The organism is Kitasatospora sp. NPDC023120, from assembly GCF_055560835.1.
This window is the reverse complement of record NZ_JBVHHY010000002.1, coordinates 291,315-308,163: the sequence shown is the minus strand read 5'-3', so window position 1 is coordinate 308,163 and position 16,849 is coordinate 291,315. Positions and strand designations below refer to the sequence as shown.

Here is a 16,849-nt window from a genome sequence, read left to right as displayed (position 1 = left end):
CCTTGCCCCCCGTCCGGTTCCGCCTTGCCCCCGTTCGGCCCCGCCTTGCCTCCCTCCCGCCCCGCCTCGCCACCGCCCGAAAGGCTCCCCACCCATGCGAGAAGACCGCGGTACCGCCCCCGGTACCCGCCGGGGGGCCCATGCCGGGCCGCCCGCCCGGTCGCCGCGCCCCGGCCCCTGGCTGCGCGGGCTGCGTCCCCGGACCGTCCGCGCCCGGATCATCGCCCTGCTGATGGTCCCGGTCGTCTCGGTCATCGCGCTATGGGGGTTCGCCACCGTCACCGCCGCCCAGGGTGTCTGGGACCTGCTGCGCCAGCGCGAGGCCCAGCGCACCCTGCTCACCCCCGTCGCCGAGACGGTCGCCGGGCTGCAGGCCGAACGCACCGCCGCCGGGCAGCTGTTGGCGGCCCCGGCGAGCGCCCCCACCGCCGCCCGGGAGAGCGCCCTGCGCGAGGCCTCGGCCGCCACCGACCGCGCGCTCCTCCCGCTGTTCCCCGACTCCCGGCACCCCGACCGGGGCTACAACCGCGCCGACGCCCAGGGCCTCGGCGGCGACGCGGCCGCCCGCCTGGACGCCCTCGGCAGCGCCCTCGCGGCCCTGCCCGAGCTGCGCGGCCGGGTGCTGGCGCGGAGCGTCGGCTGGCCCGAGGCCTACGCCGGGTACGGCGAGGCGGTGGACCGGGCGCTCGCCGCAGCCGGTGCCGTCGCCCCGCTGCAGGACCACCCGGTTGCCGTGGACGCGCGGGTACTGCTGGAACTGGCCCGTTCCCGCGAGCTGTTGGCCCGCGAGGACGCGCTGCTGCGTGCCGCCCAGCTCTTCGGTGCGCTCGGCGACGACCAGCTGCGCGAGTTCGCCGGTACGGCGTTCGCCCGACGGGAGTTCGAGCGGGGTGCCGCCGCCGACCTGCGCCCCGCGGACCGGGAGGCGCTGCTCGCGGTGACCGGTGGCCAGGACCATCGCGAGCTGGTCGGGTACGAGGAGAAGGTCCGTGCGGCCGCCGACGGTCCGGCGGCCGTCGGCGCGGTGCCGGCGGACCGGTGGGCGATGGTCGCCGGGAACGTCGCGGGCGGCCTGCGCGACATCGAGGACCAGGCCGGGCGGCTCGCCGCCGATGGCCAGAACCCCTACGCACTGGGCCTGTTCACCCCGGCCGGGATGGCTGTGCTGCTCGGCCTGGTCGGTGTGGCGGCCTCCCTGGTGATCTCGGTGCAGATCGGGCGCGGCCTGGTGACCGAGCTGATCGGCCTGCGCAACACGGCGCTTGAGCTCGCCGGTCGCAAACTCCCCGCCACGATCCGGAGGTTGCGCGCGGGAGAGGAGGTTGACATCGAGGTCGAGGCGCCGCGGCCGGTGGGCCGGGGCGACGAGATCGGCCAGGTGCACCGGGCACTCGGCACCGTCCAGCGGGCGGCCGTAAGGGCGGCGGTCGAGCGGGCCGAGGTGCTCTCCGGGGTGTCCGGGGTGTTCGTCAACCTCGCGCGCCGCAGCCAGGTCCTGGTGCACCGCCAACTCACCCTGCTGGACGCGATGGAGCGCCGCACCGAGAACCCGTCCGAGCTGGCCGACCTGTTCCGGCTCGACCACCTCACCACCCGCATGCGCCGCCACGCCGAGGGCCTGATCATCCTCTCCGGCGCCGCCCCGGGCCGCGCCTGGCGCAAGCCCGTCCCGCTGGTGGACGTGGTGCGCGCGGCCGTGTCGGAGGTCGAGGAGTACGCGCGGGTCGAGGTGCACCCGCTGCCGCGCGTCGCCGTCGCCGGGCACGCCGTCGCCGACCTCACCCACCTGGTCGCCGAACTGGTCGAGAACGCCACCGGCTTCTCCCCGCCGCACACCCGGGTGCACATCCGGGGCGAACAGGTCGGCACCGGCTACGCGTTGGAGATCGAGGACCGCGGCCTCGGCATGGGCCCGGAGGCCCTGGACGCCGCCAACCGCCGGATCGCGGCCGCCGAGCAGACCGACCTCTTCGACAGCGACCGGCTCGGCCTGTTCATGGTCAGCCGGCTCGCCCGGCGGCAGGACGTCAAGGTCTCGCTGGTGACCTCCGCGTACGGGGGCACCACCGCCGTGGTCCTGTTGCCCACCGCGCTGCTGGACGACGGGGCGGCCGGCGGTCCGCACCGGCCCCTCGATCCGGAGCCGGTACCGGAGTCGGTACCGGAGTCGGACGTGGAGCCGGCCGAAGCCGCGGTACCGGCCTCGTCCTGGCGCGCACAACCAGGCCCAGCGGAGCGGGAGTTCGGTCCGGTGGGTGCGAGCGTCCCGCACGACGCGGGGGATGGAGAACTTCCGGCGGTGGGTGGGCCGCAGCCGGAGGGAGGGGCGCTGCTGCCGTTCGGAGCCTGGGGGAGCGACCCCGGGCCGGTGCGCCGCACCCCCGACCGGGCCTCCGGTGCCCGGGCGGCCGGCCCGGCTGCGGACGGGGGCCCGGGTGCCGCCGTCCGTCCGCAGTCCGGGCCGCCGCAGCCGTAGCGTACGGGACCGGAGCCGTCCCAGGTGCCCGGCGATGGCCGATCCGGCTCGGGCCCGGAGGAGTTGCCGCGCCGGACCCGGCAGGCGAGCCTCGTGCCGCAGCTGCGCGGGGCCCCGGCCGGTCCGGGCCGGGCGGGGCGCAGTGCCGACGGCCGCGGTTCTGAGGGGTGCGGGCCTGAGGGTCGCGGTCCCGAGAGCCGCGGTCCTGCGGGCAGCAATCCTGAGGGCAGTGATCCTGAAAGCCGCAGTCCCGAGAGCCGCAGCCCGGAGGCGGCGCGGGCGGCGATGTCGGCCTTCCAGAACGGGTGGGCGCGCGGCCTGCGCCCCGAGGGAGGACGGTACGACCGGTCCGTCGACCTCCCGCCCGCGCCGGGAGCGCGTTACCCCCTGTCCCCGTTCCGACCCGAAGGAGAGCGTCCGTGATCGGCACCACCCACCGCGCAGGAGAGTTGAACTGGCTCCTCGACGAGCTGGTCCAGCGCGCCCCCGAGGTCCGCTTCGCCGTGATGCTCTCCGCCGACGGCCTGGCCATGGGCAGCTCGGCGGGCTCGCCGCGCGAGGACGGCGAGCACCTGGCGGCCGTCGCCTCCGGCTTCCACAGCCTGGCCAAGGGCGCAGGGCGGCACTTCGGTGCGGGCGAAGTCCGCCAGACCTTGGTCGAGTTGGAGGGAGGCTACCTGCTGGTCGCGGCAGCCGGGGAGGGAACCTGCCTGGCGGTGTTCACCACCGCCCGGGCCGACCTCGGTCTGATCGCCTACGAGATGGCCAGACTGGTCCGCCGGGTCGGGGAGCACCTGAGCACCCCGCCGCGCGCGGTCGACGGCTGGTGAGCCCGGTGTCCCGCCTGTCCGCCGAGGGGCCGTCCGACGGCCGACATCCGGAACACCCCGGGACCGAGCGCGGCCCGCACTCCCGCAACCCGCTGGCCGCCGCCCAGCGGGCGCGCTGGTACGACGACGAGGCCGGCCCGCTGGTCCGCCCGTACACCATGACCCGGGGGCGCACCGGGGCCGGTGACCAGCAGCTCGACCTCATCGCCGTGGTCGTCTGCGACCCGGCCCACCCGGCGTTCGCCCCGGACGCGCCCGAGCCGCCGGTCGGCCCCGAGCAGGCCCGCATCCTCGCGCTGTGCCGGGGCACCCCGCTCTCCGTCGCCGAGCTCGCCGCCGACCTCGACCTGCCGGTGGGCGTCGTACGGGTGCTGCTCGGCGACCTGTCGGCGGCCGGGCTCATCCGGGTCAGCCGCCCCATCCCGCCCGCCCTGCTCCCCGACGAGCGCATCCTCCAGGAGGTCATCCATGGACTCCGTGCACTCTGACCACCCGTCCGATCCGTCGGGCCCGCCGGCGCCGTTCGCCGCGGAGGACCCCGACGGCACCGTGCTCGCGCTCAAGATCCTGGTGGCGGGCGGCTTCGGCGTCGGCAAGACGACGCTGGTCGGCGCGGTCAGCGAGATCCGCCCGCTACGCACCGAGGAGCGGCTGACCGAGGCCGGGCGCGGGGTGGACGACCTCGACGGTGTGGAACGCAAGAGCGCCACGACGGTGGCGATGGACTTCGGGCGGATCACCATCCGGGAGGGCCTGGCGGTCTACCTCTTCGGCACGCCGGGGCAGGACCGGTTGTGGTTCCTCTGGGACGAGTTGGCCCAGGGCGCGCTCGGCGCCGTGGTGCTGGCCGTCACCCGCCGCCGTGCCCACGGTCGGCTGCGCGCCGTCCTCCAACGGGAACGCGAGCGGGGGTGCGGTTGACCCCCGTCCGGTGGCTCGACGCACCGTACTGGCGGCAAGTCAGCTGATGTGCGGCCCCGGCCCGTACGCTGAAAATCGTGATCACGTACGAGGACCGCCGCCTGCGCGCCCTGGCCGAGGACGGCCGTTGGCACGAGCTGCTCGCCGCCTACCGGCAGGGCCGGGCGGCCGCCGTGGTCGAGGCGGGGGAGGAGACCGCGGCGGCCCTGACCGCGCCGCTCGGTCATCTGATCGCCTACGCGGCGCCGCCCGAGCTGGCCGTCCGGCTGTTCGACCTGGACGGCGGGGAGGGGGCGGTCGCCGGGGTGGCCGACCATGACGCCGGTCCGCTCTGGGAGGTGCTGGCCACCCGGCACTCCTGGCTGCGGCTGGCTCCGCTGCTCGGTCCGGCCCCGGTGCGGCGGCTGGTGGCACACACCCGGGTGCTGCTCGGCGAGGACCTCTCCTACGGAGCCGAGCCCGATCCGGAGGGCGTGCCGCTGCGTCTGGAACCGTGGGAGGCGGCGGGCTGGGACGAGGCGGCGCGGGTGCGCGAGTACCTGCCCGGAGGGGGTGCGCGGAGCGCGCTGCTGACCCTGCCGGCCAGCCGGGAGGGCCTCGGCGAGGTGGAACTGCCCGCGCCGGTGGCGCGGACGGACGGTCGGCCGGTCGGGCCGCGGGTCACCCGGGCACTGGCCGAGCTCGGCGCGCTGGCGCCGTGGGCCCAGGTGGCCTGCGTCCGCGGCCAGGCCCCGCTGGCGGCGGCGCTGGTGGCCCGCGGCCGACGGGTGGTCGGCGGGTACCTGCCGTTCGCGCTCGCCTACCCCGCGCTGGTGCGGGCCGCCGCCGTCGGACGGGCGCAGGGTTGCGCGCACGGGCGGCTGGGGCTGTGGCGGGCGCTGGCCGCGATGGCCGGGGCGGACGGGCCGGAGCCGGGTGAGGTGAACGCGCTGGTCGGCCGGATGCGCTGCTTCACCTGGCATGAGCCGGCGGCCGGGCTGCACCACCTGCACGTCGCGCTGGAGGACCCGGCCAGCGGGGTGGCCTGGGCGGTCAGCGGTTCGCAGGAGCTGTGAGGGGCGGGTCGGGAAAGGAAGGGCCCCGGTCCGGCGCTCTTTCCGGGGTTGGGTGGCGCCGGACCGGGGAGTGAGGGGGCGTGCCGTCCTCAGACGGCGGCGGGCGCGGCGCCCTTGGTGGGGGCGGTCTCGGGGGCCGTCTCGGGGGTGGCCGCCGGTGCGGGGCTCCCGGTGCCGGCTCCGTGGCCGTCGACCAGGGTCAGCTCGTCGAACGGCACCTCGCCCGCCAGCACCCGGCGGGCCCGCTCGGTGTCGAGCTCACCGGTCCAGTGCCCGATCAGCACGGTCGCGACGGCGTTGCCCGCGAAGTTGGTGAGCGCGCGGGCCTCGGACATGAAGCGGTCGATGCCGACGATCAGACCGACACCGTCGACCAGCGCGGGCTTGTGCGACTGCAGTCCGCCCGCGAGGGTGGCCAGGCCGGCGCCGGTGACCCCGGCCGCGCCCTTGCTCGCGATCACCATGAACACCAGCAGCGAGAGCTGCTCGCCGATCGACATCGGCTTGTCCATCGCCTCGGAGATGAAGATCGACGCCATGGTCAGGTAGATCGCGGTGCCGTCGAGGTTGAAGCTGTAGCCGGTCGGCACGGTGATGCCGACGACCGGGCGGCTGACGCCGAGGTGCTCCATCTTGGCGATCAGGCGGGGCAGCGCGCTCTCGGAGGAGGAGGTCGAGAGGATCAGCAGGAACTCGCGGCCGAGGTACTTCAGCAGGGCGAACACGTTGACCCCGGCGACCAGGCGCAGCAGCGTGCCCAGCACCACGACGACGAACAACGCGCAGGTCACGTAGAAGCCGATCATGATGACCGCGAGGCTCTTCAGTGCGGCCGTGCCGGTGGCTCCGACCACGGCGGCCATCGCCCCGAAGGCGCCGACCGGTGCGACCCACATGATCATCGCCATGACCCGGAAGACCAGCTTCTGCACGTGCTCGATCCCGCGCAGCACCGGGGCGCCGGCCGGGCCCATCGCCTGCAGGGCGAAGCCGGTGAGCAGGGCGACCAGCAGGGTCTGCAGCACCTTGCCCTGGGTGAGGGCGGAGAACATGGTGTCGGGGATCATCCCGAGCAGGAAGTCGGTGGTCGACTGGGCGCCGCCGGCCGCCGCCTGGGCGTGGCCGGACTTGGCGAGCGCGGCGGTCAGGTGCAGGCCGCCGCCGGGCTCCAGCAGGTTGCCGACGAGCAGGCCGATGGCCAGCGCGACGGTCGACATGACGAGGAAGTAGCCGAGGGCCAGGCCGCCGACCTTGCCGACCTTCGCGGCCTTGGTGACCGAGCCGATGCCCAGCACGATGGTGCAGAAGATCACCGGGCTGATCATCATCTTGATGAGGTTGACGAAACCGGTGCCGACCGGCTTGAGCTCCACGGCGAAGCCGGGGGCGGCCAGTCCGACCACCACGCCCGCGAGCACCGCGGCGATCACGGCGAGGTAGAGGTAGTGGGTCCGGTCCTTGCGTCTGGGTCCCCCCGCCGTTGCGGCTCCAGCGATCGACATCTGCGGCTCCTTCGCCCTGCAGTCCTGGCGGCCCCGGGTGGTGGGCCGCTCCGACTATGAGCTCCGGGCGTGACGGAGGTCACGTTTGCGTTCATAGAGTTCACGATCGGCGCATCGGGGTCGGCCGCGCGGCCGGTGGTGCACACTGGCTGGCATGTCCGAGCGCACCGCCCCCGCCGCCCCGCGCCGCCGGCTCCCGCTGTTCCGCTCGCTCCGCGGCCCGTTCCGTCGCCTGCCCCGGCGGCTGGTGCGCAGCCTGGCCGGGCAGCTGTTCGTCGTCCAGGTGGTGATCGTCGCCGCCGTGGTCGCGGGCGGCGCGGTGCTCGCGTACCTCTTCACCGCCGACCGCACCGAGGACGCGGCGCGCAGCCAGGTCACCGCGGTCGCCCACGCCGTCGCCGACTCGCCGTCCGTCCGGGCCGCCGCCGCCGGGCCGGACCCGACCGCGGTGCTCCAGCCGTACGTCGAGCAGGTGCGCACGGACACCGGCGTCTCCTTCATCACCGTCATGGACACCGACGGGGTGCGCTGGACGCACCCGCTGCCCGAGCAGATCGGCAAGCGCTACCTCGGGCACATCGACTGGGCGCTCGCCGGGCAGACCCGCAGCGAGACGTACACCGGCACGCTCGGCCCGTCCGTCCGGGTGGTCACGCCGGTGTGGGACGAGCGGCACCGGGTGGTCGCCCTGGTCAGCGTGGGCATCACCATGGAGTCGATCTCCGCGCAGCTCAGCGGACCGCTGATGGCCCTGGTCGGGGTGGCGGTGGCCGCGCTGGCGCTCGGCGGCGTCGGCACCTACCTCGCCAACTCCCGGCTGCGGCGGCACACTCACGGCATGGGTCCGGACGAGCTCAGCCACCTCTACGAGTACCACCAGGCCACACTGCACTCGGTGCGCGAGGGGCTGGTCCTGCTGGACCGCTCGCACCGGGTGGTGCTGTGCAACGACGCCGCCCGCGAACTGCTGGGACTGGCAGGTGACGTGGACGGGCGCCCGGTGGCGATCCTGGGACTGCCGGAGGCGCTGGTCGCCGCCGTCCTGAGGGAGGAGCCGGTCCGGGACGAGGTGCACCTGACGGCGGAGCGGGTCGTGGTGCTCAACACCTCCACCATCGGCACCGGCCTCGGCCGGGTGGTCACCCTCCGGGACCACACCGAACTGCAGGCGCTCAGCGGCGAGTTGGACTCGGTGCGCGGCTTCACCGAGGCGCTCGGCGCGCAGGCGCACGAGGCCGCCAACCGGCTGCACGCGGTCGTCTCGCTGATCGAACTCGGTCGCCACGAGCAGGCCGTGGAGTTCGCCACCGCCGAACTCGAACTCGCCCAGCAGCTCACCGACCGGGTGGTCGCGGCGGTCAGCGAGCCGGTGCTGGCCGCGCTGCTGCTCGGCAAGGCCGCCCAAGCCGCCGAGCGGGGCGTGGAGTTGACCCTCACCGAGGACAGCAGGATCGACGACGGAGTGCTCCCGCCCGGGCTCTCCGCACGGGACCTGATCACCGTGCTGGGCAACCTGATCGACAACGCGGTGGACGCGGCCATCGCCGGAGCCGCGCACAGCCCCGTCCCGCCGGAGGTCACCGTCACGGCGCGGATCGACGGCGGCGGTCTGCGCGACGGCGGTGTCCTGCGCGACGGCGGTGACGGCGGAGCGGAGACCGACGGCGACTGCCTGCTGCTGCGGGTCGCCGACACCGGCGCGGGCATCGACCCCTCGGCCGTCGAGGACGTGTTCCGGCGCGGTTGGAGCACCAAGCAGGACGGTCGCGGGCACGGCCTCGGGCTGGCGCTGGTCGCCCAGACCGCCCGGCGCAACGGCGGCACCATCGAGGTCGGGCGCGAGCGCGGCGCCGTGCTCACCGTACGGCTGCCGCTGGTCGGGCTGCCCCGGCAGCGGGCGGAGGCCGGCTCGTGACCGGGGCGGCCGGCGGCACCCGGCCCGGCAGCGCCGCCGTGCCCGGCATCTCCGTCCTGGTCGTCGAGGACGACCCGGTGGCCGCCGCCGCGCACACCCTGTACGTCGAGCGCGAGCCCGGATTCCACGCCGCCGGTACGGTCCACAGCTGCACCGACGCGCTGCGCTTCCTGGACCGGGCCCGCGCGGCGGGCACCCCCGTCGACCTCACCCTGCTCGACCTCTACCTGCCGGACGGCCACGGGCTGCAGCTGTGCCGCACGCTGCGCGCCGCTGGTCACGGCACCGACGTCATCGCGGTGACCTCGGCCCGCGACCTCGCCATGGTCCGGCAGGCGGTCTCGGCGGGCATCGTGCAGTACCTGCTGAAGCCGTTCAGCGCCGCCGCCCTGCACGACCGCCTGGAACGCTACGCCCGCTACCGCGCCAGCCTCGGGCGCACCGGCGAGGCGACCGGCCAGGACGAGGTCGACCAGGCGTTCGCCCTGCTCCGCACTTCCGAGCGCAGCAGCCTGCCCAAGGGGCTGAGTGCGCCCACCCTGGACACCGTCGCCTCGGTGCTGCGGGAGGCGGCGACCGGCCTGTCGGCGGCCGCGGCCGGAGCCGCCGCCGGGGTCTCGCGGATCACCGCGCGGCGCTACCTGGAACACTTGGTGGACACCGGACGGGCGGTGCGGGAGCCGCAGTACGGCAACGTCGGACGGCCGGAGCTCTGCTACCGGTGGAAGGCGGGCCGCGATCTCCCCGGGCCGTGACATTCCGGCTTCCCCGGGCCGTGACCTCTCGGCCTTCCCGGGCGTGACATTCCGGCCTCCCCGGGCCGTGACCTTTCGACGCGGCGGTCGTTGTCATCGCGGGGGCGGCGAGACCGAGGGCGGTTCACTCGCTCGGGTGGTTCTGGGTATCCCCGAGGCGTTCCGCCAGGTCAGGGGCGATAAAGTTAGGCTTACCTAACTTCTCCTGGGGGTTTGTCGTGTCGCTCGCTGCCGTACCCGTCCAGGGCGCCTCCGGAGCCCCCGCCCCGGCCGCCGGAGAGGCCATCCTGCGTCGCCAGCGGGTCCGCGAGTCCGCCGCCAGGACGTACGCCCGCTCCTTCCCGATCGTCCCGGTCCGTGCCAACGGCATGACCGTCGAGGGTGCCGACGGGCGGCGCTACCTGGACTGCCTCTCCGGCGCCGGCACCCTCGCCCTCGGCCACAACCACCCCGTGGTGCTGGAAGCCATCCGCCGCACCCTCGACAGCGGCGCCCCGCTGCACCTGCTCGACCTCGCCACCGCCGAGAAGGACGACTTCACCAGCGCGCTGTTCGAGAGCCTGCCCGCCGAGTTCGCCGCCCGCGCCCGGGTGCACTTCTGCGGCCCGGCCGGGACCGACGCCGTCGAGGCCGCGCTCAAGCTGACCCAGACCGCCACCGGCCGCTCCGGTGCGCTCGCCTTCACCGGCGGGTACCACGGCATGACCGCCGGCGCCCTCGCGCTCACCGGCAACGTCGCCGTCAAGGAGCCGCTGCCGAGCGGCGGCGAGGTCGTCCGGCTGCCTTACCCGTACGGCTACCGGTGCCCCTTCGGGGTCGGCGGCGAGGCGGGCACCGACCTCGCCGCCACCTACGTCGAGCGGCTGCTGGACGACCCCTCGGGCGGGGTGGTACCGCCCGCCGCGATGATCCTGGAGGCCGTCCAGGGCGAGGGCGGCGTCGTCCCCGCGCCCGACCGCTGGCTGCGCGAGATGCGCCGGATCACCGCCGAGCGCGGCATCCCGCTGATCGTCGACGAGGTGCAGACCGGTGTCGGTCGCACCGGCGCGATGTGGGCGGTCGAGCACAGCGGCATCGTCCCGGACGCGATGGTGCTCTCCAAGGCCATCGGCGGCAGCCTGCCGCTCGCCGTCGTCGTCTACCGCGAGGACTTCGACGGCTGGCGGCCCGGCGCCCACACCGGTACCTTCCGCGGCAACACCCTCGCCATGGCCGCGGGTGCCGCGACCCTCCGGTACGTCGCGGCGCACGGGCTGGCCGAGCGGGCGGCGGTCGTCGGCGAGCGGATGACCGCCCGGCTGCGCGAGCTCGCGGGCGAGCTGCCGGTGATCGGCGACGTGCGCGGGCGGGGGCTGATGCTCGGCGTCGAACTGGTCGACCCGACGGCCGCGGCCGACGCCTGCGGCGCCCACCCGGCGGACCCGGCGCTCGCGGTACGGGTCCGGGAGGCGTGCCTGGAGCGGGGGCTGATCGTCGAGCTCGGCGGGCGCCACGACGCGGTCCTGCGGCTGCTCCCGCCGCTCACCGTCACGGACGAGCAGGTCGCGGCGGTGCTGGAGCGGCTGGCGGAGGCCATCGCGGCTGCGGCGGCCGTCGGAGCGGGGAGGGCGGAGCGGTGAGCTGGTCCGGGTCGGGCCCGGTCGGGATGCCGGGGGAGGAGGTCGCGACGGACGCCCTGGCCGGCGGCGCGGGCGGACCGGCCGCGTTGGGACCGCTGCTGGCCACCGTCCTCGACGCCCTCGACACGGGCATCGCCATGCGCTCCGGACCGCTGCCCGCGGGCAGCCCCGCCGAGATCGCCGCGCTGGTCGGCGAAGCCCTGGCCACCGCCGAAGGGCGCGGCGCGCTCGCCCGGCTCACCGAACTCCTCGCCTACGGCGCCGCCGACCCCGCCGACCCGGCCTGCGCCGCCCACCTGCACTGCCCGCCGCTCGCCGTCGCCACCGCGGCGGATCTCGCCGTGAGCGCCCTCAACCCCTCGCAGGACTCCTGGGACCAGGCCCCCGCCGCCACCGCGCTCGAGACCGCGCTGCTCGCCGAACTCGCCGGCCTGGTCGGCTACGACCCGGGCCGCTCCGCCGGAGTCCTCACCTCCGGCGGCACCGAGTCCAACCTCATGGGACTCATGCTGGCGCGCGACCAGAAGCTCGACGGCATCGTGGAGTTGGACGGGATCCCGGCGGGCGTCCGGCCGTGCATCCTCGCCTCCGAGGCCGCGCACTTCTCCGTCCAGCGCGCCGCCGCCGTCCTCGGGCTCGGCGAAAGGTCCGTCGTCCCCGTCCCGGTCGACCGGCAACTCCGGATGCGGGAAGAGGAGTTGGAACGGGTACTGGCCGAGGTCAGCTGGGCGGGACGGACCCCGATCGCCGTCGTCGCCACCGCCGGCACCACCGACACCGGAGCCGTCGACCCGCTGACCGCCGCCGCCGACCTCGCCGGACGGTACGGCGCCTGGCTGCACGTCGACGCCGCGTACGGCGGCGGGGCACTGCTCTCCGACCGGCTCGCCCCGCTCCTCGACGGCATCGCCCGCGCCGACTCGGTCTCCCTCGACTGGCACAAACTCGGCTGGCAGCCGGCCGCCGCCGGGGTCTTCCTGGTCCGCCGCGCCGAGACCTACGTCTCGCTCGCCCGCCGCGCCGAGTACCTCAACCCGGTCGACGACGAGCAGGCCGGCTACCCCAGCCTGCTCGGCCGCTCCCTGCGCACCACCCGCCGCGCCGACGCCTTCAAACTCGCCGTCACGCTGCGCACCCTCGGCCGTGAGGGGCTCGGCCGCCTGGTCGACACCTGCCACGACCTCGCCCGCGCCGCCGCCGACGCCGTCCGCGCCGACCCCTCGCTCGAACTCCACGCCGACCCGGTCCTCACCGCCGTGCTCTTCCGCTACCGTCCACCGGGAGTGACGGACGGGGCGGCGCTGGACGAGACGAACGGGCGGCTGCGACGGCTGCTGCTGCGCAGCGGCCGGGCGGTGGTGGGGCGTACGGAGCTTCCGGGGGAGGGGCCGGGGCGGGTGCGGTTGAAGCTGACGCTGCTCAATCCACACACGACGGTGGGGGAGGTGGGCACGCTGCTGCGGGAGGTGGTGGGTGCGGGCCGCAAGGTGGCGGGTGAGCGCGGGGGATAGGGCGGGCGCTGGGTGGCGCTCGCACAGGGCGAGCGTGCGGGGCGAGCACGCGGGGTAGGGCGCGGGGTAGAGCGCGGGGTAGGGCGCGGGGTAGGGCGCGTACTGGGCGTTCGCCTGGGCGGGGTGGGTCAGGCGCCCAGGAGGATCTTGCGGGTGAGCTCCCAGGTGTCGGGGTCGGCGGCGACCAGGAGGCCGTCCTCGCAACCGGGAGCCTCGGGGCGGTAGGGGGAGCCGTCCAGACGGGCGGAGACGCCGCCCGCTTCGGTGAGGAGGAGGGAACCGGGGGCGTGGTCCCAGGGGAGGGTGCGCCAGTAGAAGACGAAGTCGAACCCGCCCTCGGTGACGTCCGGGTACTCGATCCCGGCCGCGCTCCGACCGGAGGAGATCTCGCCGAAGACCGAGCAGGCGGCTTCGAGTCGGCGGCGGTGGTCCGGGTCGAGGAAACGGCTCTTCAGGATGCCGGAGAGCTCGCCCGCATCGTGCGGCGCCGGCGGGCGGGTCAAGCGCTCGCCGTCGCGCCAGGCTCCCGCGCCGAGTTCGGCTCGGTACGCGGTGGCGGTGGCGGGCTGCCAGATCCAGGCGGCGACGGTCAGGCCGCTGCGGACGAGAGAGCACATCACCGCGTAGTCGGGGCGGCCGGCGACGAAGTTGCTGGTGCCGTCCACCGGGTCGACCAGCCAGACGGCGGGCTCGTCGTGGATGGCCAGTGCGAGCGACGGGTCGGCCGCGACGGCCTCCTCGCCGACCACCGGGACGGGCAGCAGCTCGCGCAGGCGGCGGGCGATGATGGCCTCGGCCTCGCGGTCGGCGATCGTCACGACCTCGCCGGGTGCCTTCTCCATCACCTCGCCGGCGGCCAGCGCGCGGAAGCGTGGCTCCACCGCCTCGGCCGACGCCTCGACGAGTATCTCCGCCACCTTGTCCATCAGCACGTTCGCGCTCCCTTCGCTGTGTACCACTCTCCCACGAGTGCGCGAAGGGGGTGGTGGCGGACGGGGGGGGGGCAGGGGCCGAGGGGGCTGCGCGCAGATGGCGGCGAGCAGGTGGCAGGGAACAGGCGGCGGCGAACAGCTGACAGCGAACAGATGACAGATTTTGAAAGCTGTCAGCTGTCATCTGTTCGCTGCCGTCCGTCACTCGCCCAGGTAGTGGAAGCCCGGGCGAGGGTGCATCAGGAACTCGTGGTGCGAGATGTTCCACCCGTACGCGCCCGCCATCGCGAACAGCACGCGGTCCGCTGCCCGCAGACCGACCGCGCCGTCGGCCGCGCGGGCGAGGACGTCCTTCGGGGTGCAGAGCTGTCCGGACAGGGTGGCGCGACCGGTGGTCACGGCGGGGCGCGGCCACGGGTGCGGCCAGGTGTCCACCGGGAGCACCGCGAAGGGCTGGGAGTGCCCCCGGGTCGCCGGGGTGCGCAGGTGGTGGGTACCGCCGCGGACCACTGCGAAGTCCTCGCCGTGGCTCTGTTTCACGTCCAGCACCTCGGTCGCGTACCAGCCGCAGTAGGCGGTCAGTGCACGGCCCGGCTCGATCCGCAGGGTGAGTCCTGGATGGGCGTCGAGCAGCTTCGCCAGGCCCTCGCCGAAGGCCGTCCAGTCGAAGCGGGCCGCCGGGTCCTCGTAGTCCACGGCCATCCCGCCGCCGATGTTGACCTCCGCCAGCGGGAGGCCGTGGCGTTCGGCGAGCGCGGCCGACCAGGTGACGATCTGCGTCGCGACCGACAGCTGCGACGCCGCCGCGAGCCCGCTCGCCAGGTGGGCGTGCACCCCGCGCAGGCGCAGCCGCCGCCCCAGCGGTCCGCCGCCGGTGAGCAGCCGGACGCAGTCCTCGGCCTGCTCCGGGTCCAGTCCGAACGGCGTGGGCCGTCCGCCCATCGCGAGTGGCACCGCGTCGAGGGCGTCCGTGGTGACCGCCAGGTTGACCCGCAGCAGCACGTCCACGACCGCATCCGGGCGGTCCACGAGCGCGGCGGCGAGCCGGTGCAGCTCCTGCTCGCTCTCGACGTGCCAGCGGTGCACCCCGGACTCCACCGCTGCGGCGATCTCGGCCGGGGTCTTGCCCGGTCCGCCGAAGGCCAGTGGGGCGTCCGGTACGGCCGCCCGGACATGCGCCAACTCGCCGCCGCTGGACACCTCGTAGCCGTCGACCGCGTCGCGCAGCGCGGTCAGCAGCGGCGCGTCCGGGTTGGCCTTGGCGGCGTAGTACAGCTCGACCCGCTCGGGCAGTGCGGCCCGGACGGCGGCGGCGTGCGCGCGTAGCGCGGGCACGTCGTAGACGTAGGCGGGGAGTTCGTCGGGCGCGAGGGCGGCGACGTGGCTGCGGACCGCTTCGGCGATGCGGTCGGTCTCGGAGCCGGGGTCGGTCTCGGAGCCGCGGACGGTCTCGGAGTCGCGGTCGGTGTCGGTCATCGGGCGGTGCTCCCGGCGGGAAGGCGGGCGGGCATTCGGGCGGGCATGCGGGCGGCTTCGGCGAGGACGGAGCCGGCCAGTGGGGAGGGCAGTCGGACGTACCCGGCCTCGCGGTCGGCCTTGCGCTCCCAGCGGGTCAGCAGGTTGGCCTTGGCGGGCAGCGGGACGCCGGCGAGCAGTGCGCGCAGCCGGGGCGGGCAGCCGTGGGCGGCGGCGTACTCCTCCAGGGTGTCCCGTACGGCCTGCCAGAGCGCGCACTCCAGCTCGGGGTGGCGGTCGGCGAGGGCGGCGAGCAGTTCGGAGACGTGGTTGACCAGCAGGCAGTAGACCACCCGGTCCCAGCCGCGCTCGGCGTCGTACGTCATCGGGCCGGCGACCTCGGGCGGGAGGGCGGCGAGGAGGTCGGCGTTCTGTTCGGGGACGAGCTTGGTGCCCTCCAGGTCGCGGAAGAGCACCTGGACGGGGTGCCCGCTGGCGTCCACGCCGATGAGCACGTTCTGCAGGTGCGGCTCCAGCACCACGCCGTGGTCGAAGTAGGCGGCGAGGACCGGGGGGAGGAGCAGGCGCAGGTAGGCGCGCCACCACTCGAGTGCCTTCGCGCCGTCCGGCCCGTGGTCCGAGGCCGCGGCCGAACTCGTGCCACAACTCCCCTCCAACAGCCGGGAGATGTGCGCTGAGCTGGTCGGGTGCTCGTCGGCGACGGCGGCGGCGAGCAGCGGGGTGACGCCGTGCCGCAGCACACCGCCGAAGCCCTCGCGGACGATCAGGCCGAAGCCCTCGTACAGTGCCCGGTCGGGCCGGCCGTCGGCACCGGGGAGGGCGAGGGTGCGGAAGGCCGGTTCGCGCAGCATCGCCGCGTCGGGGAAGCGCCGGGCGAGGTCACTGAGCGCCGGGGCGAGCAGCCGGGTGAGCGCGACCGCGCCGGTGAGCTCGTAAGCGGCGTTCTTGCGCAGGCAGTTGGTGATGCGGACGTTCAGGCTGAACTTCAGGAAGGCGTCGGCGCCGTGCAGGGTGCGTACCGAGGCGGTGGCGGTGAACCGCTCGCCGCGCGGGCCGAGGTCGAGGACGTCTCCCCGGGCCAGGGCGGCGCGCAACAGCGGCTGGTCGCCGATGAGTTGGTACTGCCAGGGGTGGACGGGCAGCAGTCGGTAGCCGTCCGGCACCTCGCCGAGGCCGTCCAGCAGCTCGCTGACGCTCCCGTCCAGCGACTCCTCGGCCAGCAGCTCGGCCCGGACGGCGAGGTGGCGCAGCGGGAAGGCCGCGCGGGACTCCGGGGCGTACCTGCGCCAGTCGCCGCGCTCGGCGGAGCGGGACTTGGGGGCCGGGTGGAAGCGGTGCCCGTACAGCAGGGCCTGCTCGGACTCCAGGTAACGCTCGGTGCCGGGGGCCGGGCGGTGGTCCAGGCCCTGGTGGACGCCCTGGTGGCTGGAGGCCACCTGGTCGAGGAACTCCTCGTTGACCGTGCCGGTGCGCAGTTCCAGTTCGTCCTGGACGTACTCGGCGAGCTCCCGCCAGCCCAACTCCTCCCAGTCGCGGCCCCGTTCGATCTCCACCGGTCCGGTGAAGCGGTGCGCGCCGAGCAGCGAGGTGCGGCGCAGGGCGACCCGCAGCAGAGCGCCGCGCCGGGGCAGGCGCAGCAGCAGGCGGCCGTCGTCGGCGGCGGTCTGGTGCTCGGGCGCGGAGACCTCGCGCAGCAGGCAGTTCAGCAGGGTGTGGGCCACCGCCTCGTCGGCGGTGGGTAGTTCGGCGTTCGTCGGTCCACCGGAGTTCGTGTGCCCGGTGGTGGTCCGATCGGCGGTGGTCGTCCGCTCGGCGGTGGTCGTCCGATCGGCGGCGGTCATCTGCTTGGTGGCGGTC

12 protein-coding genes and 1 pseudogene are annotated in these 16,849 nt (G+C 75.1%); 9 read left to right on the top strand and 4 right to left on the bottom strand.

Annotated elements, in window-relative coordinates; genetic code table 11:
• Window positions 1-94 precede the first annotated feature (94 nt).
• The 5 genes and pseudogenes from ACZ3TI_RS03945 (at window position 95) to ACZ3TI_RS03925 (ending at window position 5,282) form a co-directional block, all read left to right on the top strand.
• On the top strand, window positions 95-2,476 hold the full coding sequence (locus tag ACZ3TI_RS03945) for a sensor histidine kinase (RefSeq protein ID WP_465722974.1): 2,382 nt from the start codon (window positions 95-97) through the stop codon (window positions 2,474-2,476).
• Between the two features lie 419 nt (window positions 2,477-2,895).
• Entirely contained in the window at window positions 2,896-3,306 is a 411-nt protein-coding gene (locus ACZ3TI_RS03940; protein WP_465722972.1) for a roadblock/LC7 domain-containing protein, read from the top strand.
• A gap of 14 nt (window positions 3,307-3,320) precedes the next feature.
• Window positions 3,321-3,794, top strand: a complete 474-nt coding sequence (locus ACZ3TI_RS03935; protein WP_465723342.1) for a DUF742 domain-containing protein — start codon at window positions 3,321-3,323, stop codon at window positions 3,792-3,794.
• Window positions 3,775-4,167 (top strand): annotated as a pseudogene (locus tag ACZ3TI_RS03930) (GTP-binding protein); the annotation flags it as partial. The gene ACZ3TI_RS03935 and the pseudogene ACZ3TI_RS03930, both read left to right, overlap by 20 nt.
• Window positions 4,168-4,304: 137 nt before the next feature.
• A complete protein-coding gene (locus tag ACZ3TI_RS03925; RefSeq protein WP_465722970.1) occupies window positions 4,305-5,282 on the top strand; it encodes a hypothetical protein in 978 nt (325 codons plus the stop codon).
• 89 nt (window positions 5,283-5,371) lie between these two features.
• Here ACZ3TI_RS03925 and ACZ3TI_RS03920 read toward each other — a convergent pair whose 3' ends face one another.
• Window positions 5,372-6,784, bottom strand: a complete 1,413-nt coding sequence (locus ACZ3TI_RS03920; RefSeq protein WP_465722968.1) for a cation:dicarboxylate symporter family transporter — start codon at window positions 6,782-6,784, stop codon at window positions 5,372-5,374.
• A gap of 154 nt (window positions 6,785-6,938) precedes the next feature.
• Here ACZ3TI_RS03920 and ACZ3TI_RS03915 point away from each other — a divergent pair, with 154 nt between their 5' ends.
• The 4 genes from ACZ3TI_RS03915 to ACZ3TI_RS03900 all read left to right on the top strand — a co-directional run bounded on the left by ACZ3TI_RS03915 (window position 6,939) and on the right by ACZ3TI_RS03900 (window position 12,584).
• Entirely contained in the window at window positions 6,939-8,699 is a 1,761-nt protein-coding gene (locus ACZ3TI_RS03915; RefSeq protein ID WP_465722966.1) for an ATP-binding protein, read from the top strand.
• Window positions 8,696-9,454 carry a response regulator gene (locus ACZ3TI_RS03910; protein ID WP_465722964.1) on the top strand — a complete coding sequence of 253 codons (759 nt, stop codon included), beginning with the start codon at window positions 8,696-8,698 and terminating at the stop codon, window positions 9,452-9,454. The genes ACZ3TI_RS03915 and ACZ3TI_RS03910 overlap by 4 nt, the downstream gene beginning before the upstream one ends.
• A gap of 218 nt (window positions 9,455-9,672) precedes the next feature.
• Window positions 9,673-11,073: a diaminobutyrate--2-oxoglutarate transaminase gene (locus ACZ3TI_RS03905; protein WP_465722962.1), complete on the top strand. Its 1,401-nt coding sequence runs from the start codon at window positions 9,673-9,675 to the stop codon at window positions 11,071-11,073.
• Window positions 11,070-12,584, top strand: coding sequence for a pyridoxal phosphate-dependent decarboxylase family protein (locus tag ACZ3TI_RS03900; protein WP_465722960.1), 1,515 nt, complete (start codon window positions 11,070-11,072; stop codon window positions 12,582-12,584). The genes ACZ3TI_RS03905 and ACZ3TI_RS03900 overlap by 4 nt, the downstream gene beginning before the upstream one ends.
• A gap of 128 nt (window positions 12,585-12,712) precedes the next feature.
• On the opposite strand, the gene ACZ3TI_RS03895 is transcribed toward ACZ3TI_RS03900, so the two are convergent.
• The 3 genes from ACZ3TI_RS03895 to ACZ3TI_RS03885 all read right to left on the bottom strand — a co-directional run bounded on the left by ACZ3TI_RS03895 (window position 12,713) and on the right by ACZ3TI_RS03885 (window position 16,833).
• Window positions 12,713-13,510, bottom strand: a complete 798-nt coding sequence (locus tag ACZ3TI_RS03895) for an inositol monophosphatase family protein (protein ID WP_465723340.1) — start codon at window positions 13,508-13,510, stop codon at window positions 12,713-12,715.
• A 207-nt stretch (window positions 13,511-13,717) separates the two neighbouring features.
• A complete protein-coding gene (locus ACZ3TI_RS03890) occupies window positions 13,718-14,992 on the bottom strand; it encodes a type III PLP-dependent enzyme (RefSeq protein ID WP_465722958.1) in 1,275 nt (424 codons plus the stop codon).
• On the bottom strand, window positions 14,989-16,833 hold the full coding sequence (locus tag ACZ3TI_RS03885; protein WP_465723338.1) for an IucA/IucC family protein: 1,845 nt from the start codon (window positions 16,831-16,833) through the stop codon (window positions 14,989-14,991). Before ACZ3TI_RS03885 ends, ACZ3TI_RS03890 begins: the two co-directional genes overlap by 4 nt.
• Window positions 16,834-16,849: the final 16 nt, after the last annotated feature.